24 protein-coding genes are annotated in these 23874 nt (G+C 63.4%); 14 read left to right on the top strand and 10 right to left on the bottom strand.

The annotated features are described in order from the left end of the window. Positions 1-79: 79 nt before the first annotated feature. Together ACEN42_RS08600 and lexA are read right to left on the bottom strand one after the other, a co-directional pair. A complete protein-coding gene (locus ACEN42_RS08600) occupies positions 80-406 on the bottom strand; it encodes a hypothetical protein (protein WP_371879710.1) in 327 nt (108 codons plus the stop codon). A 216-nt stretch (positions 407-622) separates the two neighbouring features. Further along, a complete protein-coding gene (gene lexA / locus ACEN42_RS08595; protein WP_238215591.1) occupies positions 623-1300 on the bottom strand; it encodes a transcriptional repressor LexA in 678 nt (225 codons plus the stop codon). A 258-nt stretch (positions 1301-1558) separates the two neighbouring features. On the opposite strand from lexA, the gene ACEN42_RS08590 reads away from it, so the two are divergent. The 6 genes from ACEN42_RS08590 (at position 1559) to ACEN42_RS08565 (ending at position 7570) form a co-directional block, all read left to right on the top strand. Continuing rightward, the gene (locus ACEN42_RS08590; protein WP_371879709.1) at positions 1559-2593 is read left to right on the top strand and encodes a sulfate ABC transporter substrate-binding protein; all 1035 of its coding nucleotides are present in this window, start codon (positions 1559-1561) and stop codon (positions 2591-2593) included. Positions 2594-2686: 93 nt separating this feature from the next. Beyond that, positions 2687-3592, top strand: a complete 906-nt coding sequence (gene cysT, locus ACEN42_RS08585) for a sulfate ABC transporter permease subunit CysT (protein ID WP_371879708.1) — start codon at positions 2687-2689, stop codon at positions 3590-3592. Next, positions 3589-4497 carry a sulfate ABC transporter permease subunit CysW gene (gene cysW / locus ACEN42_RS08580; RefSeq protein ID WP_371879707.1) on the top strand — a complete coding sequence of 303 codons (909 nt, stop codon included), beginning with the start codon at positions 3589-3591 and terminating at the stop codon, positions 4495-4497. Before cysT ends, cysW begins: the two co-directional genes overlap by 4 nt. A 16-nt stretch (positions 4498-4513) precedes the next feature. Further along, positions 4514-5584, top strand: a complete 1071-nt coding sequence (locus ACEN42_RS08575) for a sulfate/molybdate ABC transporter ATP-binding protein (RefSeq protein WP_371879706.1) — start codon at positions 4514-4516, stop codon at positions 5582-5584. Positions 5585-5619: 35 nt separating this feature from the next. Then, a complete protein-coding gene (locus ACEN42_RS08570) occupies positions 5620-6546 on the top strand; it encodes a CysB family HTH-type transcriptional regulator (protein ID WP_035498772.1) in 927 nt (308 codons plus the stop codon). 31 nt (positions 6547-6577) lie between these two features. After that, a complete protein-coding gene (locus ACEN42_RS08565) occupies positions 6578-7570 on the top strand; it encodes an asparaginase (protein ID WP_371879705.1) in 993 nt (330 codons plus the stop codon). 808 nt (positions 7571-8378) lie between these two features. On the opposite strand, the gene ACEN42_RS08560 is transcribed toward ACEN42_RS08565, so the two are convergent. The 3 genes from ACEN42_RS08560 to gcl all read right to left on the bottom strand — a co-directional run bounded on the left by ACEN42_RS08560 (position 8379) and on the right by gcl (position 11960). After that, entirely contained in the window at positions 8379-9284 is a 906-nt protein-coding gene (locus ACEN42_RS08560) for a 2-hydroxy-3-oxopropionate reductase (RefSeq protein ID WP_187604827.1), read from the bottom strand. 27 nt (positions 9285-9311) lie between these two features. After that, the gene (hyi, locus tag ACEN42_RS08555) at positions 9312-10112 is read right to left on the bottom strand and encodes a hydroxypyruvate isomerase (RefSeq protein ID WP_035498943.1); all 801 of its coding nucleotides are present in this window, start codon (positions 10110-10112) and stop codon (positions 9312-9314) included. A 72-nt stretch (positions 10113-10184) separates the two neighbouring features. Next, positions 10185-11960 carry a glyoxylate carboligase gene (gcl, locus tag ACEN42_RS08550; RefSeq protein WP_187604825.1) on the bottom strand — a complete coding sequence of 592 codons (1776 nt, stop codon included), beginning with the start codon at positions 11958-11960 and terminating at the stop codon, positions 10185-10187. A 172-nt stretch (positions 11961-12132) separates the two neighbouring features. Between gcl and ACEN42_RS08545 the strand changes: the two genes are divergently transcribed. The 8 genes from ACEN42_RS08545 to ACEN42_RS08510 all read left to right on the top strand — a co-directional run bounded on the left by ACEN42_RS08545 (position 12133) and on the right by ACEN42_RS08510 (position 18081). Beyond that, the gene (locus ACEN42_RS08545; protein ID WP_187604824.1) at positions 12133-13086 is read left to right on the top strand and encodes a LysR family transcriptional regulator; all 954 of its coding nucleotides are present in this window, start codon (positions 12133-12135) and stop codon (positions 13084-13086) included. A gap of 121 nt (positions 13087-13207) precedes the next feature. Then, on the top strand, positions 13208-13579 hold the full coding sequence (gene rpsF / locus ACEN42_RS08540; protein WP_014191231.1) for a 30S ribosomal protein S6: 372 nt from the start codon (positions 13208-13210) through the stop codon (positions 13577-13579). Positions 13580-13624: 45 nt separating this feature from the next. Then, complete coding sequence (gene priB, locus ACEN42_RS08535; RefSeq protein ID WP_035498764.1) at positions 13625-13924, top strand: primosomal replication protein N; 300 nt, start codon at positions 13625-13627, stop codon at positions 13922-13924. A 2-nt stretch (positions 13925-13926) separates the two neighbouring features. Next, positions 13927-14202, top strand: a complete 276-nt coding sequence (gene rpsR, locus ACEN42_RS08530; RefSeq protein ID WP_014191233.1) for a 30S ribosomal protein S18 — start codon at positions 13927-13929, stop codon at positions 14200-14202. 28 nt (positions 14203-14230) lie between these two features. Then, positions 14231-14686 carry a 50S ribosomal protein L9 gene (rplI, locus tag ACEN42_RS08525; RefSeq protein ID WP_187604823.1) on the top strand — a complete coding sequence of 152 codons (456 nt, stop codon included), beginning with the start codon at positions 14231-14233 and terminating at the stop codon, positions 14684-14686. 116 nt (positions 14687-14802) lie between these two features. Next, the gene (locus ACEN42_RS08520; protein ID WP_035498758.1) at positions 14803-16191 is read left to right on the top strand and encodes a replicative DNA helicase; all 1389 of its coding nucleotides are present in this window, start codon (positions 14803-14805) and stop codon (positions 16189-16191) included. Positions 16192-16331: 140 nt separating this feature from the next. Continuing rightward, entirely contained in the window at positions 16332-16958 is a 627-nt protein-coding gene (locus tag ACEN42_RS08515; protein ID WP_187604822.1) for a DUF47 domain-containing protein, read from the top strand. A 112-nt stretch (positions 16959-17070) separates the two neighbouring features. Beyond that, on the top strand, positions 17071-18081 hold the full coding sequence (locus ACEN42_RS08510; RefSeq protein ID WP_035498755.1) for an inorganic phosphate transporter: 1011 nt from the start codon (positions 17071-17073) through the stop codon (positions 18079-18081). A 48-nt stretch (positions 18082-18129) separates the two neighbouring features. Here ACEN42_RS08510 and ACEN42_RS08505 read toward each other — a convergent pair whose 3' ends face one another. The 5 genes from ACEN42_RS08505 to ACEN42_RS08485 form a co-directional block, all read right to left on the bottom strand. After that, a complete protein-coding gene (locus ACEN42_RS08505) occupies positions 18130-18936 on the bottom strand; it encodes an SDR family oxidoreductase (protein WP_035498754.1) in 807 nt (268 codons plus the stop codon). A gap of 58 nt (positions 18937-18994) precedes the next feature. After that, positions 18995-19960, bottom strand: a complete 966-nt coding sequence (locus ACEN42_RS08500; protein ID WP_371879704.1) for an NlpC/P60 family protein — start codon at positions 19958-19960, stop codon at positions 18995-18997. 194 nt (positions 19961-20154) lie between these two features. After that, positions 20155-22020, bottom strand: a complete 1866-nt coding sequence (locus tag ACEN42_RS08495) for a PhoH family protein (protein ID WP_371879703.1) — start codon at positions 22018-22020, stop codon at positions 20155-20157. A 398-nt stretch (positions 22021-22418) separates the two neighbouring features. Further along, the gene (locus ACEN42_RS08490; RefSeq protein WP_035498749.1) at positions 22419-22880 is read right to left on the bottom strand and encodes a peroxiredoxin; all 462 of its coding nucleotides are present in this window, start codon (positions 22878-22880) and stop codon (positions 22419-22421) included. Positions 22881-22964: 84 nt separating this feature from the next. After that, positions 22965-23861 (bottom strand): polysaccharide deacetylase family protein, encoded by an 897-nt coding sequence (locus tag ACEN42_RS08485; RefSeq protein ID WP_371879702.1) that lies wholly within the window; start codon positions 23859-23861, stop codon positions 22965-22967. Between the last annotated feature and the right edge of the window lie 13 nt (positions 23862-23874).

Raw genomic sequence — 23874 nt, 5'->3', positions numbered from 1 at the left:
AGCCTCTTTGCGAAACGTGAATTCGGGATTGACCACGCCGGCGCGCGATAAATCCCGTGAATTCACGTTCCACTCCGATTCAGGCGAGGATGCCGCCGGCGAGCCCCGCGTCTTCCTCCGCGATGCAACGGTCGATCATGCGCGACACTTCGTCGATCTTGCCCACCAGAATCACGCGCGATTGCCCGCGATAGACGCGCACCGGCGCGCGCTGTTCCGGCTCCGCGTGCACCGTGCTGCTCAGCGACACGCGCGCGAAAGCCGGCTGCCGGGAGGGCAGCGCGGGCATGTCGTCGAAGAGGTCGGGGGCGATTTCGGCGTGCGGCGTGCCGCATGCGATCAGCGTGCGCAGATGGCGCAGGCGGCCAAACTGACGGAAGGGCAGCAGACGGGCAAAACGTTCCATGATGACTCTCCAGACGATAGGACGCACCGCGGCGCACCGCGCACGGCGGCCGTCATGCTTGTTGTGTTTGAGCCGCCTCGACTGAGCGTTAAAGCGGTTGGTGAGGCTATCTTGCGATGTCAATGGGACATTTCTTGTCCCATTCTTATCTCTTTCTGAACGTGAGCGAACGATTTGCCCGCGCTTTTCGCTCCCCGCCCTTGCCGGACGGAGACTTCAGAACTCGCCAGAACGAATCAGGCCAACCGCGATGCCTTCCAGCGCGAAATCGCCGCTGCCGGAGCGCACGAAAATGTTCTCGTAGTCCGGATTCTCGGCGATCAGTTCGACGCCGTCCGGACGACGTTTCCAGCGTTTGACCGTGACGTCGTCGCCCAGACGCGCGACGACGATCTGTCCGTCCTTCGCCTCGGTGCGCTTCTGCACGGCAAGCAGATCGCCGTCGAGAATGCCGGCGTCGCGCATCGACAGGCCCCGCACTTTCAGCAGATAGTCCGGCTTGCTGGAGAAGAGCGCGGGATCGCATGCGTAATGCTGCGAGATGTGTTCCTGCGCGAGGATCGGGCTACCTGCCGCGACGCGCCCGACGAGCGGCAGCGACAATTGCATGATGCTCTGATGCGGCAGCGTGAACTGATGCGGCATTTCTTCGGAGCGATCGATCCGCGAGGCGTCGCCGAGCAGCCGGATGCCGCGCGACGAGCCCGCCGCGAGTTCGATCACGCCCTTGCGCGCCAGCGCCCGCAAGTGCTCCTCGGCCGAATTCGCCGAGCTGAAGCCGAGTTCCGCCGCGATCTCGGCGCGCGTCGGCGGAAAGCCCGTGCGGTCGATCGCGCGCTGAATCAGTTCGAAGACCTGCTGCTGCCGCGCGGTAAGTTTTGATGTCTTGGTCACAGGCTCTGGCCCCTGGTGCACTGTATGGATGGACAGTTGACTGTATTTTTATACAGTATTTCGCGCTTTTCAAGCTTTACTTTAAGTTCGCCCGCCCGCGGCAGCCGAGGACGCGTTTCACCGCCGCCGTCGCTTCTTCCACCCAGGAATATGCTTCTTAGCAGTTTTACGTATAAAAAAGTGAATAACGATTATTTCTAATCATATAGACGCCTCGATAGACTGATTCCGTCAATTCGATAAGACGGAGAACGGGGAATGCGAAGCATCAGATTGGGATTGGGCAAAGGCGCGCGGCGCGTGCTCGCGGCGGCGGCGCTGACGGCGGCGGGCGTCGGGCTGGCTGCGTCGGCGTTCGCGCAGACGTCGTTTCTGAACGTCTCCTACGACCCGACCCGCGAGCTGTATCAGGACTTCAATCAGGCGTTCGCGAAGAAGTGGAAGGCCGACACGGGCGAAACGGTCACTTTCAAGCAGTCGCACGGCGGCTCGGGCGGACAGGCGCGCGCGGTGCTCGATGGATTGCAGGCCGATGTCGTGACGCTCGCGCTCGCCTACGACATCGATGCGCTCGCGTCCAAGGGACTCGTCAACGCGGACTGGCAGAAGCGTCTGCCGGACAACGCGTCGCCGTACACATCGACGATCGTGTTCCTCGTGCGCAAGGGCAATCCGAAGCACATCAAGGACTGGGACGATCTGGCCAAGCCGGGCGTGTCGATCGTCACGCCGAATCCGAAGACCTCGGGTGGCGCGCGCTGGAACTATCTCGCGGCGTGGGCGTATGCGCAGCACAAGCCGGGCGGCAACGACCAGACCGCCAAGGACTTCGTGACGAAGCTCTACAAGAATGCGGGCGTGCTCGATTCCGGCGCGCGCGGTGCGACCACGAGTTTCGTGCAGCGCGGCCAGGGCGACGTGCTGATCGCATGGGAGAACGAGGCGTTCCTCTCGGTGAAGGAATTCGGCACGGACAAGTTCGAGATCGTGGTGCCGTCGGTGAGCATTCTCGCGGAGCCGCCGGTCGCGGTGGTCGACAAGGTCGTCGACAAGCACGGTACGCGCAAGCTCGCCGATGCCTATCTCAAGTATCTGTACAGCGACGAAGGACAGCAGATCGCCGCGCGCAATTTTTATCGGCCGCGTTCGGACAAGGTGCCCGCTGAACTCACGAAGCAGTTCCCGAAGCTGAAGCTCTACACCATCGACGACACGTTCGGCGGCTGGACGAAGGCGCAGAAGACGCACTTCGCGGACGGCGGCGTGTTCGATTCGATCTATCAGCCGCAGTAAGCGAAAGAGCGGGCGACGCGGCGCGTCAATGACGCCGGGCGCCCCGAAGCAGCGACGCGCCCAACCCCGGCGCAAGAAAAGGATCAATCAAGGATGACGACCCTCACATTCAAGAAGCCGAGCGCGCTTCCCGGGTTCGGCCTGACGCTCGGCATCACGGTGGCGTACTTAAGCCTCGTGGTGCTGATTCCGCTTGCCGCCACCTTCGCGAAGACCGCGACGCTCGACTGGGCGCAGTTCGTGCGCGCGGTTACGTCGCCGCGCGTGCTCGCGTCCTATCGGCTCACGTTCAGTGCCGCGCTCGGCGGCGCGCTCATCAACGCGGTGTTCGGCTTTCTCGTCGCGTGGGTGCTCGTGCGCTACACGTTTCCGTTCAAGCGCATCGTCGATGCGATCGTCGATTTGCCGTTCGCGCTGCCGACCTCCGTCGCGGGCATCTCGCTCGCCGCGGTCTATGCGGGCAACGGCTGGATCGGGCAATATCTCGCGCCGCTCGGCATCAAGGTCGCGTTCACGCCGCTCGGCGTGCTCGTCGCGCTGACGTTCATCGGCTTGCCGTTCGTCGTGCGCACGGTGCAGCCGGTGCTGGAGGAGTTCGAGCGCGAGCAGGAAGAGGCCGCCGCGTGCCTCGGCGCGACGCGCTGGCTGACGTTTCGCCGCGTCGTGCTGCCTTCGGTGTTTCCCGCGCTCCTGACCGGTTTCGCGCTCGCGTTCGCGCGTGCGCTCGGCGAGTACGGCTCAGTGATTTTCATCGCGGGCAATGTGCCGATGAAATCCGAGATCACGTCGCTGCTCATCATCACGAAGCTCGAACAGTACGACTATGCCGGCGCGACCGCGCTCGCCGTCGTGATGCTGTGCGTGTCGTTCCTGATGCTGCTCCTCATCAACACGCTGCAATGGTTCCTGCAGCGGCGCACGAGCAAGACGGGCGCGGCGCCTGCCGTCGCCGCCGGTCCTTCGCTGCATGTCGGACATCCGGGCGGAGGTCACGCATGAGTACGCCCGATAGCAAAGCGCTTCCGGTGCACGCCAGCGCGCGCGTGCGCGCCAGCAGCCTCAATCCCGTCACCGAACCGCGCGCCGTGCGCTGGCTGCTGACGGGCATCGCGCTCGTGTTTCTTGCGCTCTTTCTCGTCGTGCCGCTCGTCGCGGTGTTCGTGCAGGCATTCGCGAAGGGCATCGATTATTACTTCGAGTCGCTGAAGGATCCCGATGCGTGGTCCGCGATCAAGCTCACGCTGATCACCGCGGCGATCGCCGTGCCGCTGAACGTCGTGTTCGGGCTGGCCGCTTCGTGGGCGATCGCGAAGTTCGACTTTCGCGGCAAGGCGCTCCTGACCACGCTCATCGATCTGCCGTTTTCAGTTTCGCCCGTGATCTCCGGTCTCATCTACGTGCTGATTTTCGGCGCGCAAGGCTGGTTCGGTCCGTGGCTCGCCGCGCATGACGTGCAGATCATCTTCGCGGTGCCGGGCATCGTGCTCGCGACGATCTTCGTGACGTTCCCGTTCGTCGCGCGCGAGCTGATTCCGCTGATGCAGGCGCAGGGCAACGACGAAGAGGAAGCGGCGCACGTGCTCGGCGCATCGGGCTGGCAGATCTTCAGGCGCGTGACGCTGCCCAACGTGAAGTGGGGCCTGCTGTACGGCGTGATTCTCTGCAACGCGCGCGCGATGGGCGAGTTCGGCGCGGTATCGGTGGTGTCGGGCCATATCCGCGGACAGACCGACACGATGCCGCTGCACGTCGAAATTCTCTACAACGAATACAACTTCTCGGCCGCGTTCGCGGTGGCGTCGCTGCTTGCGCTGCTCGCGCTCGTGACGCTCGCGCTCAAGCTCCTCGCGGAGCGGCGCATGTCGCAAGCCATCGGCGAAACCCGGACACCCGCACAGAATTGAAGAGGCCGACAACATCATGAGCATCATCGTTCGCAATCTGCAAAAACGCTTTGGCGATTTCACCGCGCTCGACAACGTCACGCTCGATTTTCCGGCGGGCGAACTCGTCGCGCTGCTCGGGCCTTCGGGCTGCGGCAAGACCACGCTCCTGCGGGTCATCGCGGGCCTCGAATTCGCCGATGCGGGCCAGGTCGTGCTGCATGGCGAGGACGTCGCGGCAGTCGGCGCGCGTGAGCGGCAAGTCGGCTTCGTGTTCCAGCATTACGCGCTCTTCAGGCACATGACGGTGTTCGAGAACGTCGCGTTCGGCCTGCGTGTGAAGCCGCGCCGCGAGCGTCCGAGCGAAGCCGTGATCCGCGAGAAGGTGCATGAACTGCTGAAACTCGTGCAGCTCGACTGGCTCGCCGAGCGTTTTCCGTCCGAACTGTCGGGCGGGCAGCGGCAGCGCATCGCGCTGGCTCGCGCGCTCGCCGTCGAACCGAAAGTGCTGCTGCTCGACGAGCCATTCGGCGCGCTCGATGCCAAGGTGCGCAAGGAACTGCGCAGTTGGCTGCGCCGCCTGCACGACGATCTGCATATCTCGACGCTCTTCGTCACGCATGACCAGGAAGAGGCGCTCGAAGTGGCGGACCGTATCGTCGTGATGAATCATGGCCGCGTGGAGCAGGTGGGCAGTCCGCAAGACGTGTACGATCATCCGCAGACGTCGTTCGTGTACGAGTTTCTCGGCGCGGCGAACCGGCTGCAGGGCAATGTCGATGCCGGCGGCTTTGTCGTCGATGGCGCAGCAAGCCCGATCGCCGCGGAGGCGCATTTCAGGGGCCGGGCGCTCGCGTATGTGCGTCCGCACGATCTCGCGCTGTATCCCGCCGACGGCACGCATCGCGACGGCATCGTGGTCGGCGTGCGGCGCGTCGTGACGCTCGGCGGCTCGGTGCGCGTCGAGCTCGAAGGCAGTGCGGGCGGCGTGATCGAGGCGGAACTGGATCGCGAGGCATGGCGCGCGCTCAAGCTCGATGTCGGCGACGGCGTGACGGCCGTGCCGCGCGCGCTGCGCGTCTTTCCGGCGCCGTCGCCGGCGCAATGAGATAACAACATAAAAGGATCGCGGAGAGGTTTCACATGAATTTTCAGCAATTGCGCTTCGTGCGCGAGGCCGTGCGTCAGAACATGAATCTGACGGAGGTCGCCAACGTGCTCTACACGTCGCAGTCGGGCGTGTCGAAACAGATCAAGGATCTGGAGGACGAGCTCGGCGTCGATATCTTCATTCGCCGCGGCAAACGTCTCACGGGTCTCACCGAGCCGGGCAAGGAGGTGCATCAGCTGATCGAGCGCATGCTGCTAGACGCGGAGAACCTGCGGCGCGTGGCGCGCCAGTTCGCGGATCAGGACAACGGCCACCTTGTCGTCGCGACGACTCACACGCAGGCGCGTTACGCATTGCCGAAGGTCATCCGACAGTTCACCGAGGTGTTCCCGAAGGTGCATCTCGCGCTGCGCCAGGGCAGTCCGCAACAGATTGCGCAGATGATCATCAATGGCGAGGCGGATATCGGCATCTCGACCGAAGCGCTCGACCGTTATCCGGATATCGTCACGTTTCCGTGCTATTCGTGGCATCACACGGTCGTCGTGCCGAAGGGTCATCCGCTCGTCGGCCGCGAGAACATCACGCTCGAGCAGATCGCCGAATATCCGATCGTCACTTACGACCAGGACTTCACCGGCCGCTCGCACGTCGACCAGGCGTTCGCGAGCGCGGGCGCGATTCCCGATATCGTGCTCACCGCGATCGATGCCGACGTCATCAAGACGTATGTCGAGCTCGGCATGGGCATCGGCATCGTCGCGGCGATGGCCTACGACGCGAAGCGGGACACCGAGCTCGTCGCGCTCGATACGCAGCATCTGTTCGAGGCCAGCACGACGCGTGTCGGCCTGAGAAAGGGCGCGTTCCTGCGCGCGTATGCGTATCGATTGATCGAGATGTTCGCGCCGCAGCTCGAAGAAGCGCAGATCGCGGCCCAGCTTCGCGAAACGGCGTGATCCGCATGCCGGCTGATTTACAATCGCCGGCATGAATACATCCTCTCTCCCTCGCATCGCCGTGCTGGCGACGGGCGGCACTATCGCCGGGTCCGCCGGTGACGCATCGAAGACGGCGGGCTACAAGGCGGGCGTCGTCGGCGTCGACAAATTGCTCGATGCCGTGCCCGCGCTCGGTTCAGTGGCGCGCATTCACGCGGAGCAGATCGCGAGCATCGACAGCAAGGACATGAGCGCCGCGCTGTGGACGACGCTCGCATCGCGCATCGACGAACTGCTCGCGCAGGACGATATCGATGGCGTGGTCGTCACGCATGGCACCGATACGCTCGAAGAAACCGCGTATCTGCTGCATCTCACGGTGAAGAGCGCGAAGCCTGTCGTGCTGACGGCGGCGATGCGCCCATCGACTGCGCTGTCCGCCGATGGCCCGCTCAATCTGCTGAATGCGGTGACTGTCGCGGCATCGAGGGACGCGGCGGGCAAGGGCGTGCTCGTCGCGGTCAATAACCAGATTCATAGCGCGCGCGATGTCACCAAGACGAGCACTTATGCCGTCGATGCGTTTCGCTCGCCCGAGACCGGCGTGCTCGGTTTTGTGCAGGACGGGCGCGTCGAGTTTCAGCGGATAGTCGTGCGGCCGCATACCGTTGCGAGCGAGTTTTCCGTGAGCAGTCAATGGCCGATGGTCGAGATCGTCGCGAGTTACGCGGATGCATCGCGGGTGATGGTCGATGCGCTTGTCGCGGCGGGAGTGCGGGGGATCGTCGTTGCGGGCACGGGCAATGGCTCGATGCATGCGACGCTTACGCAGGCGCTCGCCGATGCCGTTTCGCAGGGCGTCGCGGTCGTGCGCGCGTCGCGCGTGGGGACGGGGCATGTGATGCGCAACGGCGCCGCGAATGATGACGCGATCGGGAGCGTCAGTGCGGGGACGATTAACCCTTATAAGGCGCGGGTTTTGTTGATGCTTGCTCTTGCTTCGGGAGTTGATGACTTGCAGCGCGTTTTTGATGTTTATTAGGGTTTTTTGTGCTTGCTTGGGTTTCTATGGATGGCCTGATTTCGCGGTGGTCCATTAGCACTGCCCTCCCCGGGGCGGGGGTCACTTTCTTTGCTGCTGCAAAGAAAGTAACCAAAGAAAGCAGCTTCTCATCGCCCGCGGTCACACGCAGTTTGGCCATGCTTGCCAGCCCGCGGTGGCCCTCGCCTAAGTGTCGCCCTCGAAGGCCCAATCGGGCTTGGCTCGCGCACGGTCTGACGCACCAAATGGTTAAGCGCGCTGGTTCAGCACCAAATAGCTTCGGCACAGCGCTACGCGCTGCCGTTGGGTATGTGAGGGAAACCGTCGAGGAAGAAGCGCACGCAAACCCGATTGACCCATCGGCCGCGAAGCGGGCTGGAGCCATTTGGTGCTGAACCAGTTTGTGGTGTGGTGCGATGTGACAGACCGTGCGCGAGCCAAGCCCGATTGGGCCTTCGAGGGAGACACTTAGGCGAGTGCCACTCGCGGCTGGCAAGCATGGCCAACGTGCGTGTGACCTCGGGCGGTGAGAAGCTGTTTCTTTGGTTACTTTCTTTGCAGCAGCAAAGAAAGTGACTGCCGCCCCGCACAGGGGCAGTGCTAATAAACCGACACGAACTCAGGCCATCCATAGAAACCAAAACAAACAATCCGACGCGGACACCCGACGATAAACCGTCTGACCGACCAAGGCTTACCCGGCGCATCACCGGGTGCCGCTTCTCGGACCCCACTTTGTCGCCCTCAGCCCAGAGCGACATTTGTCCCGCGTGCCCATACGCGGGACGCCCCACGGCTCAGGTGCTGCTTACGCAGCCTTGGCTTGCGCCGGCTCGTCAGCCACCTGGAAGTTCGACATGATTTCGAGCGCACGTACGAGCGCCGAGTGATCCCACGCCTTTCCGCCGTTCGCGGCGCACACGCTGAACAATTGCTGCGCGCTGGCCGTGTGGGGCAGGGCTAGGCCCATCTTGCGCGCGCCGTCGAGCGCGAGGTTCAAATCCTTCTGATGCAGCTCGATCCGGAAGCCCGGATTGAACGTGCGCTTCGTCATGCGCTCGCCATGCACTTCGAGAATGCGCGACGATGCGAAGCCGCCCATCAGAGCACGACGCACGCGCTCCGGATCGGCGCCCGAACGCGACGCGAACAGCAGCGCTTCCGCGACCGCCTCGATGTTCAGCGCGACGATGATCTGGTTCGCGACCTTGCAGGTCTGACCCGCGCCGTTGTCGCCGATGAGCGAGATGTTCTTGCCCATCAGTTCGAACAAGGGCTTCGCGATCTCGAACGACTTCTCGGGGCCGCCGACCATGATCGTGAGCGTCGCTTCACGTGCGCCGACTTCGCCGCCGGAAACCGGCGCGTCGAGATAGTCGCAGCCGAGCGCGTTGATCTTCTTCGCGAACTCCTGCGTCTCCAGCGGGGCAATCGAGCTCATGTCGATCACGAGCTTGCCCTTCGTGAGACCCTTCGCGACGCCGTCATCGGCGAACAGCACATTGGCGACATCGGGCGTGTCGGGCACCATCGTGATGACGATCTCGCTTTCCTGCGCGACCGCCGAGGAATCCGCGACGACCTGCGTTTGCGCGCGGATATCGTCCGGCACCGGAAACTTGCCGTTCACGACGAGCTTGTGGCCGCCCTTGATGAGATTGCGCGCCATGTGCGCGCCCATGATGCCGAGGCCGATGAAACCGATCGTTGCCATACTTCGAGCTCCTCCTGTGTGTCTGGTTTAAGCGGTTGCGCCTTGCTTCACGCCGCCGATCGATTGAAGCCAGCCGAGGCCCGCTTCGGTGCCGTCAAGCGGCTTGTACTCGCAGCCGATCCAGCCTTGATAGCCGATCTCGTCGAGCAGACCGAACAGATACGCGTAGTTGATTTCGCCCGTGCCCGGCTCGTTGCGGCCAGGGTTGTCGGCGAGCTGGATATGCGCGATCTGCGGCAGGTTCTTCCGGATCGTCGCGGCGAGTTCGCCTTCCATGCGCTGCATGTGATAGATGTCGTACTGCAGGAACAGATTGTCCGAACCGACCGCGCGGATCACATCCAGTCCTTCTTTCGAGCGGTTCAGCGCGAAGCCCGGAATGTCGTACGAATTGCACGGCTCGACCAGCAGCCTGATGCCTTCCTTCTTCAGCGCTTCCGCGGCAAAACGCAGATTCTCGATGATCGTCGTGCGCGCCTGTTCCGCCGATACGCCCGCCGTCGGAATGCCGACGAGGCAGTTCAATTGCGGCACGTTCAGCGCCTTCGCATATTCGATCGCGCGCGGCACGCCTTCGCGGAACTCCGCGACGCGATCCGGCAGGCAGGCGATGCCGCGCTCGCCCGCTTCCCAGTTGCCCGCGGGCAGGTTGTGCAGCACGATCCGCAGGTCGTTGTCCTTCAGGCGCTTCTGGATATCGCTGATCGAGAACGCGTAAGGGAACAGGAACTCGACCGCCTTGAAACCCGCGTTCGCGGCCGCGGCAAAGCGGTCGAGGAACGGGACTTCGTTGAACAGCATGGTCAAATTCGCGGCAAATTTCGGCATTGTTCTTTCCTGATGGTCGGTCAGTGAATGTTCGCCGCGCATTCGCTCGATCGAACGCGCGGCGGCGAAGCTTCAGTCGAGCGGCGTGACGGCGGTCGGCGCATCGGCCTTGGTTTCGGCGAGTTCTTCGAACTCGTTGATCGCGTCGATCTCGGTGCCCATCGCGATGTTGGTCACACGCTCGAGAATCATCTCGACCACGACCGGCACCTGATGTTCGGCGGCCAGCGCCTGCGCACGCTTCAGCGCCGGTGCAATGTCTTCCGGCTTGTGCACGCGCAGCGCCTTGCAGCCGAGGCCTTCGGCGACCGCGACGTGGTCCACGCCATAGCCTTCGAGTTCAGGCGCGTTGATGTTGTCGAACGCGAGCTGCACGCAATAGTCCATGTCGAAGCCGCGCTGCGCCTGACGGATCAGGCCGAGATACGAGTTGTTCACGACCACATGCACGTAGGGCAGCTTGAATTGCGCGCCCACCGCGAGCTCTTCGATCATGAACTGGAAGTCGTAGTCGCCCGAGAGCGCGACGATCTTGCGTTGCGGGTCAGCCGCACGCACGCCGAGCGCGGCGGGAATCGTCCAGCCGAGCGGGCCGGCCTGGCCGCAGTTGATCCAGTTGCGCGCCTTGAACACGTGCAGGAACTGCGCGCCCGCGATCTGCGACAGACCGATCGTCGTGACGAAACAGGTGTCGCGGTCGAACGCGAGGTTCATCTCTTCGTAGACGCGCTGCGGCTTCATCGGCACGTTGTCGAAGTGCGTCTTGCGCAGCATCGTGCGCTTGCGCTGCTGGCAGTCCGCCACCCACGCGCCACGATCCTTCAGCTTGCCGGCGGCCTTCCATTCCTTCGCCACTTCGACGAACAGTTCGAGCGCGGCCTTCGCATCCGACACGATGCCGAGGTCCGGTCCGAACACGCGGCCGATCTGCGTCGGCTCGATATCGACGTGCACGAACTTGCGGCCCTTGGTGTACACCTCGACGCTGCCGGTATGGCGATTCGCCCAGCGATTACCGATGCCGAGCACGAAGTCCGAGGCGAGCATCGTCGCGTTGCCGTAGCGGTGCGACGTCTGCAGGCCGACCATGCCTGCCATCAGCGGATGATCGTCGGGGATCGCGCCCCAGGACATGAGCGTCGGAATAACGGGCACGCCGAGCGTTTCCGCGAACTGCACGAGCAGGTCTTCCGCCGCCGCGTTCAGCACGCCGCCGCCCGAGACGATCAACGGCTTTTCGGCGTCGTTCAACATCGTCAGCGCCTTTTCGATCTGCCCGCGCGTCGCTTTCGGCTTGTAGACCGGCAGCGGTTCGTACGTGTCGATGTCGAATTCGATCTCGGCGAGCTGCACGTCGATCGGCAGGTCGACCAGCACCGGACCCGGACGGCCCGAGCGCATCAGATGGAATGCCTGCTGGAACACGCGCGGCACGAGCGCCGGCTCGCGCACGGTGACGGCCCACTTCGTGACCGGCTTGGCGATCGATTCGATATCGACGGCCTGGAAGTCTTCCTTGTAGAGACGCGCGCGCGGCGCCTGGCCGGTGATCGCGAGAATCGGAATCGAATCCGCCTGGGCCGAGTAGAGGCCGGTGATCATGTCCGTGCCCGCCGGGCCCGACGTGCCGATGCAAACGCCGATGTTGCCGGGCGCGGCGCGGGTATAACCTTCGGCCATGTGCGATGCGCCCTCGACGTGGCGCGCGAGCACGTGGCTGATGCCGCCCGACTTCTTCATCGCCGAGTAGAACGGGTTGATCGCTGCGCCCGGCACGCCGAACGCGGTATCGATTCCTTCTTTTTCCAGCACGAGGACGGCTGCGTCGACGGCTCTCATCTTGGGCATGGTTGTCTCCTTCCTGGGGGTCTCTATCCGAAATGGCTGTCTGCATTCAAGCAGGGTTCCGTTGCACTTTAAGTCTGTGAAAAAGGTTTGATAAGATCAGCCGCAGTCGCTTTTTCCCAAACAAAAAGTATCGAATGCCCGTTCCGCGCGGTCGGGCGGCTGGAGACGAGAGATGGACCGCTTCAAGCAGATAGAAACTTTCGTGCGCGTGGCCGAAGCCGGCAGCCTGGCGGCGGCGGCGCTGGAGGAGGGCGTGTCGCCGGTGATTCTCGGCAGGCGCATCGACGCGCTCGAGAAGCGCCTCGGCGTGAAGCTGATGTACCGCTCGACGAGGCGGCTCGTCGTGAGTGAAGAGGGCGCCGCGTTTCTGGACCGCTGCAAGAATCTGCTGCTGGAATGGGATCAGGCGGAGAACGAGCTCGCGGCGGGACGACGCGCGGTCGGCGGGCATCTGATCGTATCGGCGCCGGCGGCGTTCGGTCGCATGCACGTCGCGCCGCACGCGCCCGCATTCGTCGCCGACAAACCCGAACTGCAGATGTCGTTCAATCTGACCGACCGCGTCGTCGATCTGGTGCGCGAAGGCTATGACCTGTCGATTCGCATCGGCGGAGCGGTCGATCCGAATTTCGTCGCCGTGAAGCTCGCGGGCAACCGGCGCGTGGTGTGCGGCACGCCCGCCTATTTCAGGAAGCACGGCCGGCCGAAAGCGCTCGAAGACCTGCCGAATCACAACTGCCTCGCGTTCAATCTCCAAGGCGGGCAGAATCGCGGGTGGTATTTCCGGCGTAACGGCAAGGTCGTGACGGTTCGCGTGACCGGGACGCTCGATTGCAACGATGGCGAGTTGCTGCATCGCTGGGCGTCGGAGGGATTGGGGCTCGGCTGGCGCTCGACCTGGGAAATCCAGCGGCAACTGGAATCGGGCGAGCTCGAAACCGTCCTCGACGAATTCGAATTGCCCGATTACGACATCCTCGCGGTCTATCCACAACAGCGCTATGTACCGGCGCGCGTGCGCTATTTCATTGATTATCTTAAGGAAATCTATGCGCAACCCGGTTACTGGAGCCGTCGGCTGACGCTTCCGGGCGAGCCGCAGACGGCGCCCGCGCAGGCGTCGTAACTACTTGAAAACGCGTTCAAAATCGTATTTGCGCAGCCGCATGTAAAAAGCTATAATCTTTGGCTTCTCACTTGCCGCACCGGTCCGACGCCCGGGCGGCTTATATCCACAAGGAGTGAATATGCGTCATTACGAAATCGTCTTCATCGTGCATCCCGATCAGAGCGAGCAAGTGCCCGCCATGATCGAGCGCTACAAGGGCACGATCACGTCGCACGGTGGTCAGATCCACCGCATCGAGGACTGGGGCCGTCGCCAACTGGCCTACATGATCGAGAAACTCGCGAAGGCTCACTACGTCTGCATGAACATCGAATGCGACCAGGCCACGCTCGAAGAACTGGAACACGCGTTCAAGTTCAACGACGCCGTTCTGCGTCACCTCATCGTCAAGATGAAGAAGGCCGAAACCGGCCCGTCGCCGATGATGAAGGAAGTGCAGCGCGAAGAAGCCAAGAAGGCGGCTAGCCAGCCGTCCGAAGCGCAGGCTTAAGGACAGTTCAATACTGTCAAGCCACCAGGGAACAGAAGCTATCTCGTGAACCGGCTGCAACTGACAGCAAGCGTCGTGGAACGCGAACCGGTGCGGTACACGCCCGCCGGCATCCCGATCGCAAGCTGCACGTTGCAACACCGCGCGGAAGTCGTCGAAGCGGGCATCGCCCGTCAGATCGAACTGACACTGCAGGCGGTCGCGGCCGGAGAAGCGAGCGGCAGGCTGGAAAGCTGTCCGATGGGCGTCGAAGCACGCTTCACCGGATTTCTGGCCAAAAAGAGCCGTAACGCGCGGACCCTGGTGTTTCACATCACAGAATTGCAGGACATTGGAAAGGACTAATCATGCCCCGCCCGACTGGTAAGAAATTCGACAAGCGTCGTCAGCAACAAAACCCGCTCTTCAAGCGCAAGAAGTTCTGCCGTTTCACGGCAGCCGGTGTCGAGCAGATCGACTACAAGGACACGGAAACGCTGAAGGACTTCATCGGCGAAAACGGCAAGATCACGCCGGCTCGTCTGACTGGCACGAAGGCGCACTACCAGCGCCAGCTCGATACGGCAATCAAGCGCGCGCGTTTCCTCGCGCTCCTGCCGTACACCGACCTGCACAAGGCCTAATCAGACGACGCACTAAGGAAAGCCAAAAATGCAAATCATTCTTTTGGAAAAGGTCGTCAACCTGGGCAACCTCGGCGATATCGTCAAGGTCAAGGACGGCTACGCACGTAACTTCCTGATCCCCGGCAAGAAGGCACGCCGCGCAACGAAGGACGCAATCGCCGAATTCGAAGTTCGCCGCGCCGAGCTCGAAAAGGTCGCCGCTGAAAAGCTGGCGGACGCGCAAAAGCAAGGCGAAAAGCTGAACGGCTTCACGGTTCAGGTTTCGCAAAAGGCTGGCGTGGACGGCCGTCTGTTCGGTTCGGTCACGAATGCGGACATCGCCGAAGCACTGAAGTCGCAAGGCTTCGCCGAAGTGGAAAAGGCGCAAGTGCGTCTGCCGCAAGGCCCGCTGAAGATGGTCGGCGACCATTCGGTTCAAGTGGCGCTGCACACGGACGTGCTGGTCGACGTCACCGTGTCGGTGCTCGGCGAGCACGCGTAAGTTTGACGCGAGACTTCGGTCTCGCGTGCGGTACGAAAAAGCGGAGCCTTTCATGGCTCCGCTTTTTTTCGTCTGAACGTAGCCTAGCGCGCGACATTAATCGATAATTCCACCCCATGAACGCTCCGTCCAAAGACCCGCAACTCGACGCGCTGAAGGTCCCGCCGCATTCGATCGAAGCCGAGCAATCCGTGATTGGCGGCCTGCTGCTGGACAACGCCGCATGGGACCGCATCGCCGATGTCATGCACCAGAGCGATTTCTATCGCTACGACCATCGGATCATTTACGAGCACGTCGGCAAGCTGATCGCGGCGACGCGCCCGGCCGACGTCATCACCGTCTACGAAGCGCTCACGATGGCCGGCAAGGCCGAGGAAGTGGGCGGCCTCGCGTATCTGAACGCGCTGGCGCAAAACACGCCAAGCGCCGCGAATATCCGGCGCTACGCGGAGATCGTGCGCGATCGCGCCGTGCTGCGCCGCCTCGTGTCGGTCGCGGATGAAATTTCCGCCGATGCCTTCAATCCGCAAGGCAAGGAAGTTCGCCAGATTCTCGACGAAGCCGAAGCGCGCGTGTTCTCGATCGCCGAAGACGGGGCGCGCGGCACGCAGGGCTTTCTGGAAATCGGGCCGCTGCTCACGCAGGTCGTCGAGCGCATCGACACGCTGTATCACACGGCGAATCCGAGCGATGTGACCGGCACGCCGACAGGCTTCGTCGATCTCGACCGCATGACTTCGGGCATGCACGGCGGCGAGCTGATCATCGTGGCCGGCCGCCCGTCGATGGGTAAAACCGCGTTCTCGATGAACGTCGGCGAATATGTGGCGGTGGAGTACGGCTTGCCCGTCGCGGTGTTCTCGATGGAAATGCCGGGCACGCAACTGACGATGCGTATGCTGGGTTCGGTCGGCCGGCTCGATCAGCATCGTATGCGCACGGGCCGTCTCACGGACGAGGATTGGCCGAAGCTTACGCACGCGGTGCAGAAAATGAGCGAGGCGCAGCTTTTCATCGATGAAACCGGCGGCCTCAACCCGATGGAGCTGCGCTCGCGCGCGCGGCGTCTGTCGCGGCAATGCGGCAAGCTCGGCCTGATTATCGTCGACTATCTGCAATTGATGTCGGGCTCGGGCGGCGGCGAAAACCGCGCGACCGAAATCTCCGAAATCTCGCGTTCGCTCAAGAGTCTCGCGAAGGAACTCGACGTCCCGGTGATCGCGCTGTCGCAGTTGAATCGAGGTCTCGAACAGCGTCCGAACAAACGCCCGATCATGTCGGACCTGCGCGAATCCGGCGCTATCGAACAGGACGCCGACGTGATCCTCTTCATCTATCGCGACGAGGTCTACAACCCCGACAGCCCGGACAAGGGCACCGCGGAAATCATCATCGGCAAGCAGCGTAACGGTCCGATCGGCCCGGTGCGCCTGACCTTCCACGGTCAGTACACGAAGTTCGACAACTTCGCCGGCGCGCAGAACTTCTACGGCGGCGAATAGGCCTCCGATCGCATCCACTGTCAATCCCTGACGACATCGGCCACCGCGTGTCATGAACGCGCGGTGCGTCCGCCAATGTGCGCAGGTACAATATGACGGTTTGATGTACGTCTCAAATTGACCCATTTAGCGGGAATTTCATGTTCGGTCGTTTCATGCCCACCGAGGGCAAATTCTTCGAGATCTTCAACGCGCACGCGAAGTGCATGGTCGATGCAAGCCGCGAGCTCGAACTGCTGATCGATAACCTTGACGATGCCGAGGTCCACAAGCAGAACGTCCAGGCGAACGAAAAGCGCGCGGACAAGCTCACGCACGAGACCATCGATCTGCTGCACAAGACGTTCATCACGCCGCTCGACCGCGACGAAATCCACAAGCTCATCACGACGATGGACGACATCCTCGATCTGATGGAGGACGTCGCCACGGCCATTTCGCTGTACGACGTGCGCGCGGTCACGTCGGAAGCGAGCCAGCTCGCGCATATCTGCACCGGCACGGTCACGCGCGTGCAGCAGGCCGTCGGACTGCTGGCCGACATGAAGCGCGCGAGCGAAATCCTGAAGATCTGCGAGGAAATCGACCGGCTGGAGTCGGACGCCGACCGCGTGCTGCGCTCGGCGATGTCGAAGCTCTTCCGCGAGGAAGACGACGTGAAGACGCTCATCAAGCTGAAGGCGATTTACGAACTGCTCGAGACGATCACCGACAAGTGCGAAGACGTCGCGAACATCATCGAAGGCATCGTGCTGGAAAACGCCTGACCACGCCGTCCAAGCCCCCGGCGCGCGGCAGGCCCGCGCGCGGCGGGACACGAGAAAACCGGGACGACTAACCGGCAGCGCATTTCAAGACCGGTCAAAACAACACCAACCGATGCATTCGATTCAACTCGCCATCTGGGCAGTCTCCTTGCTCGTCATAGTCGCACTCGCGTTCGACTTCATGAACGGCTTTCACGACGCCGCCAATTCCATCGCGACGGTCGTCTCGACCGGCGTGCTCAAACCGCAGCAGGCCGTCGCGTTCGCCGCCGCGTTCAACGTCATCGCGTATTTCATCTTTCACCTGAAGGTCGCGGCGACCGTCGGCAAAGGCACGATCGATCCCGAAATCGTCGATCACTACGTCATCTTCGGCGCGCTCGTCGGCGCGATCGGCTGGAATATCGTCACGTGGCATTACGGCATTCCGTCGAGCTCATCACATGCGCTGATCGGCGGTCTCGTCGGCGCAGCGCTCGCGAAGTCGGGCTGGGGGTCGCTCAACTGGGACGGATTGCTGAAGACCGTCGCATTCATTTTCATCTCGCCGCTGCTCGGCTTCGTGCTGGGCTCGTTCTTCATGCTGCTCGTGTCGTGGCTGTATTTCCGCACGCCGCCCTCGAAGGTCGACCGGCGTTTCCGGCGCATGCAGCTCGTGTCGGCGGGCCTGTACTCGCTCGGCCACGGCGGCAACGACGCGCAGAAGACCATCGGTATCATCTGGATGCTGCTGATCGCGACCGGCTACGCTTCGGCAGCCGCCGATGCGCCGCCGATCTGGGTGATCGGCCTGTGCTATCTGTCGATGGGTCTCGGAACGCTCTTCGGCGGCTGGCGCATCGTGCGCACGATGGGCCAGAAAATCACCAAGCTGAAGCCGGTCGGCGGATTCTGCGCGGAGACGGGCGGGGCGATCACGCTCTTCGTCGCGTCGTTCCTCGGCATTCCCGTTTCGACGACGCATACGATTACCGGCGCGATCGTCGGCGTCGGCGCGACGCAGAAGTTCAGCGCGGTGCGCTGGGGCGTCGCGGGCAATATCGTGTGGGCGTGGATTCTGACGATTCCCGCGTCCGCCGCGCTCGCCGCAGCGGGCTGGTGGGTCGGCCACCGCTTCCTGTAAGCGTTTTATCTTGCCTCGGGGCCCGAACCGCTTCGGAGCCCGAGCGCGTCAAATGATCGGCGACGACACACCGTCCATCGGAATGATCGCGCCCGACACGTAACTCGCGCGCCGGCTCGCCAGAAAGAGCGCCACGTCGGCGATTTCCTCAGGTTTTGCATAGCGTCCGAGCGGCACTTTCGCCTGGCTTTCGGCAAGCACCTGATCGCGCGTGACGCCTTGCCGTTTCGCTTCCAGATCGAGTGCTTCCTCGACGCGCTCGGTGAGCGTCGCGCCCGGATTGATCGCGTTGATGCGAATGCCGAGCTTCGCGTAATGATGGGCGAGGCCGACGGTATTGAGCATCAGCGCCGCATTGGCCGCGCCGCCCGCGATATGGATGTCCGTCGCGATCTTCCCGCCCATTCCGACGATATTGACGATCGCGCCGGGTTCCGTGCCCGGTTCGTTGCGCAGGCGCTCGGCCATGCGCTTCAGCACGACCTGCTGCGGATAGACGTAGGAGAAGTATTTGGCGTCCATGGCCGCTTTATAGGCCGCGGCATCGAGCGTGTCGGGATCGTAGCGACGGGCGGCGCCCGCGCTATTGACGAGGATATCGATCGGTCCGAGCGCGGCGCTCGCTTCCTCGACCACATCCTCGGCGCTGTGCGCTTCGTGCAGGTCCGCGCGCGCGAGATGCACGTGATAGCCGGCGCTCGCCAGTTGTTCGCGGGCGCGGGCGAGATTCGCGGCATCGCGTGAGACGATCGCGACTTTCGCTCCTTCGCTCGCGAACGCCTTGGCGCATGCAAATCCGATTCCCTTGCTGCCGCCCGTGATCAGGACGACCTTGCCCGCGAGTCCCAGGTCCATGGTATTGCGCTCCGTCGAAGAATGATCGAAACACGATAGCAGAGACGCGTGGCGCGCGTCAGTTCGTGCCGGTCGCGAAGCTTGCGATGGGATCGTCGGTTTGCGCGGGGCGGGGCGCGGCGAGCGAACCGGTAGAGGCGCGCATCACGCGTACGGGCGCTTCGGCGGGATCGGTTGAGTCGGTGGCCTGAGCGGCGCGCGCCTGTTGACGTGCGGCGCGCGAGGTCGGAGGCGGCGGCTCGAAGGCGTCGGCGGCTGCCTGGATCGGATCGGACGACGCGTTGACGGCGGCGGCTGTCTGCGGCGCGATCGCGCCCGCGGCTTGCGATTGTCGTTGCGCGGCGGTGAGCGTGGAGGGCGGCGGTTCGAACGCGTCAGTGTTTGCCGGAACGGGGGGCGTTTGCCGCGCGTAAGCAGGCGTCGGCGCGGGCGTTTGCACGGGTGCGGGCGATGCCAGATAAGTCGGTGCATCGAACGGCGCGGGTGCGGCCTTGGGCGGCGCGACGCGTCGGATTCCGTCGAAGCGTTTCGCCCAATACGGGTTCGTCAGATAGTCGAGCCGCACGGTGCCGCCCGTCGACGGCGCGTTCACGAAACGCAGTTTGCCGACGTAAATGCCCACGTGCGAATGCGGCCGCCCGGTCGTGTTGAAGAAGATCAGGTCGCCCGGCGCGATGCCGTCCGGCTCGACCGATTCGCCTCGCGAACTCATGTCGGCGGTCGTGCGCGGCAGATTGACCGACGCCGCGCGGTCGACGACATAACGCACGAGCCCGCTGCAATCGAAACCCGCGTCCGGCGTGTTGCCGCCCCAGCGGTAGGGCACGCCGACGAGCGACATCGCCTGAATGGAGATTTCCTCGCGCCCGACGCTGTGATCGACGAAGTTCGGAAAGCCGGGTGGCGGCTGGTAGGTGCGGTTCGCGGTCGTGCTGGCGGCGGGCTTGCGTGCCGTCTGCTGCGGCGCGGATCCACACGCGGCGAGCAGTACGGTGACGGAAAGCAGCAACCAGATTCGACACATTGCATTAGGCGAGCGAAATCTCGCCGGGAGGGCACTGTGCCGATACTAGCCCGCCGAACGGGCGTGCGACAAGATGTCTTCAGGATTTACATGAAGCTTGTGCCGTAAGTGTTGCAGCCGGGGAACGTTCAGACAAAAGAAGCGGCCCGGCGAATTGCTTCGCCGGGCCGCATGGAAACGCAAAGGCGTGGTGCTTACAGGATGTCGGACGCGTAATCGGCGAGGCGCGAACGTTCGCCGCGCGCGAGCGTCACGTGTCCGCTATGCGTCCAGCCCTTGAAGCGATCGACTACGTACGTAAGACCCGAGCTGCCCTCGGTCAGGTACGGCGTGTCGATCTGCGCAATGTTGCCAAGGCAGATGATCTTCGTGCCCGGACCTGCGCGCGTGACGAGCGTTTTCATCTGCTTCGGCGTCAGGTTCTGCGCCTCGTCGATGATCACGTACTTGTCGACGAACGTGCGCCCGCGCATGAAGTTCATGCTCTTCACCTTCAGCCGCGAACGGATGAGTTCCTGCGTCGCGGCGCGGCCCCATTCGCCGGCGGCATCGTCGGTCTTTTGCAGGACTTCGAGGTTGTCGTCGAACGCGCCCATCCACGGCTGCATCTTCTCTTCCTCTGTGCCCGGCAGAAAGCCGATATCTTCGCCGACCGGCACCGTCGCACGCGTCACGATGATCTCGTTGTAGCGCTTGTCGTCGAGCACCTGCGCGAGGCCCGCGGCGAGCGCCATCAGCGTCTTGCCGGTGCCCGCCTGGCCGAGCAGCGTGACGAAATCGACTTCCGGGTTCATCAGCAGGTTGAGCGCGAAGTTCTGCTCGCGGTTGCGCGCTGTGATGCCCCACACGTTGTTCTTGTGATGGCCGTAGTCGCGCAGCGTCTGCAGGAGCGCGGTCTTGCCGTTCAGTTCGCGCACGACGGCGTGGAACGACGGCTCGCCGTTCTGCGGCTCCAGATAGACGAACTCGTTGACAAGCATCGACGGGCACAGCGGACCGGTCACACGGTAATACGTCGTGCCGGTCTTGGTGTCCTGCCAGCTCTCCATGCCCTTGGCGTGCTTGGTCCAGAAGTCCTGCGGCAGCGCGCGCACGCCCGAATAGAGCAGGTCCTTGTCCTCGAGAACCTGGTCGTTGAAATAATCCTCGGCGGGCAGCCCGAGCGCGTGCGCCTTGATGCGCATGTTGATGTCTTTCGACACCAGCACGACTTGCCGATCCGGCCGCTCCTTTTGCAGCGCGCGAACGACGCCGAGAATCTGGTTGTCCGCCTTGCCGACCGGCAGGCCTTCCACCGGCTCGATGTCGGTGAGCGTGGTCTGGAAGTAAAGGCGGCCGAGCGCGTCGCGGTTGCCTTGCGCGGCGAGCGGCAAACCTTCCGCCATCTTGCCGGCGTCGCCCGCGTGCGCGACGAGCGCATCGAGCGTGCGGCTCACCTGACGGGCGTTGCGCGCGACTTCCGACATGCCCTTCTTGTGATTGTCGAGTTCTTCCAACGTCATCATCGGCAGATAGACGTCGTGTTCCTCGAAGCGGAAGAGCGAGCTCGGATCGTGCATCAGCACGTTGGTGTCGAGCACGAACAGCTTGCGCAGTTCGGCTTCCGCCGCCGTGCCCTTGCGGCGCTTGTTTTGCGTGCGCGTGTCCCTCGGCGCGGTCCGCGCCGAAGTCTCCGGCGCCACAGGCGTCTCGGCGCGCTCGGTGCGAGCTTCGACTGGTTCCGGCGTGGCGCGCGCGGGCGGCGCCGGCTGCAGGAGCGCCGCGGTCTGTTTCGATTTTCGGCCGCGCGTCGGCACGGTGCCCGGCGCGGGCGGCGGCACGACCGCTTCCACGTGCGGTTCGGCCGGAATCTGGGTCAGCACTTCGCTCGCGATCGAGCGCAGCGTGTGCGCGGCGTTCGTGGCGGGACGCTCGGCGGCGACGGTCTCGACCGCGCCGTAGGCGTCGTCATCGCTCGCCGCGGCTTGTTTCTTCGACTGTTTCGAAGGCCGGGCTTTGGCCTTGTATTCTTCAGCCGGAAGGAGGTGGCCGAGCTTGGCCGGGGCGGTAGGCAAAGGCATAGTGTTCCCTCGAAAGGAATCGGGTCGTGTATCGTGCGCCGCCTGTCGCATCCTGCTCGTCCGCCCTCGAAGCGATACGAATCCCGCAGTTTGCGCCCGGTGGCGCGCTTAGTTGTCGAAATCGCCGGTTCGCCTAAGTTTCGATCTGCTCCTTGGGGGTCGCGTGCAACGCGCCGCTCGCGAGCCGGTCAACCGTGGCTTTTGTGCGACGCCAAATAAAAAAGCCGCCGTTCCGACTACCGGAACCAGCGGCTGACTTCTGTTTCAGAGCGCCTTTCCCTTGCCGGCTCCACGTAGCCCGGGTCCATGCCGACCGTACCGACAGGCACACGGCGGCTCGCGCTAAGACAAAGGGAATGGGGAGGACAGGCGCTCATTGCGAACCAATATATCGTGCCTCAAATCGCTTGTACAGCCTCGACAATAGCCTCTACGTGGCCTGGCACCTTGACGCCGCGAAACTCGCGGCGAAGCACGCCTTTCGCGTCGATGAGGAAGGTCGAACGCTCGACGCCGCGCACTTCCTTGCCATACATTTTCTTCATTTTGATGACATCGAAGGCCGAACAGATGGCTTCGTCGCCGTCGGAAACCAGCGTGTAGGGCAGTTCCAGCTTGGCCTTGAAATTGTCGTGCGATTTCACGCTGTCACGCGAGATGCCGATCACTTCCGCGCCCGCCGCCCTGAACTGGTCGTAGTGGTCGCGAAACTGCAGGCTTTCGGTCGTGCAGCCCGGCGTGTTGTCCTTCGGATAAAAGAAGAGCACGACCTTTTTGCCGCGCAGGGAGGACAGGGTGAACTCGCCACCCGTCGCGGGCGCGGTGAAGTCGGGAACGGGCTGGTCGACTGCGACTGACACGTAGGTTTCTCCGGTTGTTCTGATTTGTAGGTGAGAAAGAAGACGAAACTCGCGGCGAGTCCCGAAAAGCGGCCACGCGCCGCTTCAGCCCGCCTGAACGATCAGCTCGCCCGCGCGGCCCGGAATCTCGCCCCACGTCACAGGGTACGTGGGCAGCGACGCGCGGTCCAGCGCCGCATGGTAATCGCCCATCGTGGCGAAGGTGTGTCCCTGCGCGCGCCAGCCGGCGAGCAGTTGCTCGAACACCGGCGCGAGCTTCTGGCCTTCGAGTTCGGCGTGCAGGGTGAACACCTGATCGTGCGGATTGTCGGCCGTATGGCGCAGCACATGGGCCGCGACGTTGCTTTCGTCGACGCCGTCGACACCCAGCACTTCGTCGAGCGTCGGGAGCGTCGTGGGCATCTGGATGTGGTTCAGCGTGCGGCCATCGAGAACGGGAGTGTACGGCGTGTGGCCGCGCCCGTCGGACGCATAGCGCATGCCCCATGCATCGATCTGTTCGAAAGCGTAGCCGTTCATCTGCCAGCCGGCCGCGCCGTGCGTGACGGGCGGTCCGCCGAAGATCTCGATGAAACGCGCATGGCTCTGCCGCATCTGCGCGACGGTCCATTCGCGGTCGCGCCCACGCACGTTGTCCTGCCAGTAGACGTGGTCCCACGTATGGATGCCGCATTCGAAGCCGGCTTCGTGAATCGCGCGCATCTCCGACACGGCTTCACGGCCGATGTCCGGCCCCGGCAGGAGGACGCCGTACATGAGCGTCTTCACGCCATAGTGCTCGACCACCGACGTGCGCGACACCTTCTTCAGGAAGCCGGGCCGGAAGACGCGCCGCAGCGCCCAGCCGGTGTGATCGGGGCCGAGGCTGAAGAGGAACGTCGCGCGGGCGCTGTACTTGTCGAGCAGACGCCCGAGATTGGGCACGCCTTCGCGCGTGCCGCGCAACGTATCGACGTCGATTTTGAGAACGATGCGGGCCACGCGCGGTTCCCTC

Source organism: Caballeronia sp. S22 (assembly GCF_964261745.1).
GTDB lineage: Bacteria > Pseudomonadota > Gammaproteobacteria > Burkholderiales > Burkholderiaceae > Caballeronia > Caballeronia jiangsuensis.
The sequence above is the reverse complement of the archived record's forward strand: the minus strand, read 5'-3'. Positions and strand labels throughout refer to the sequence as shown.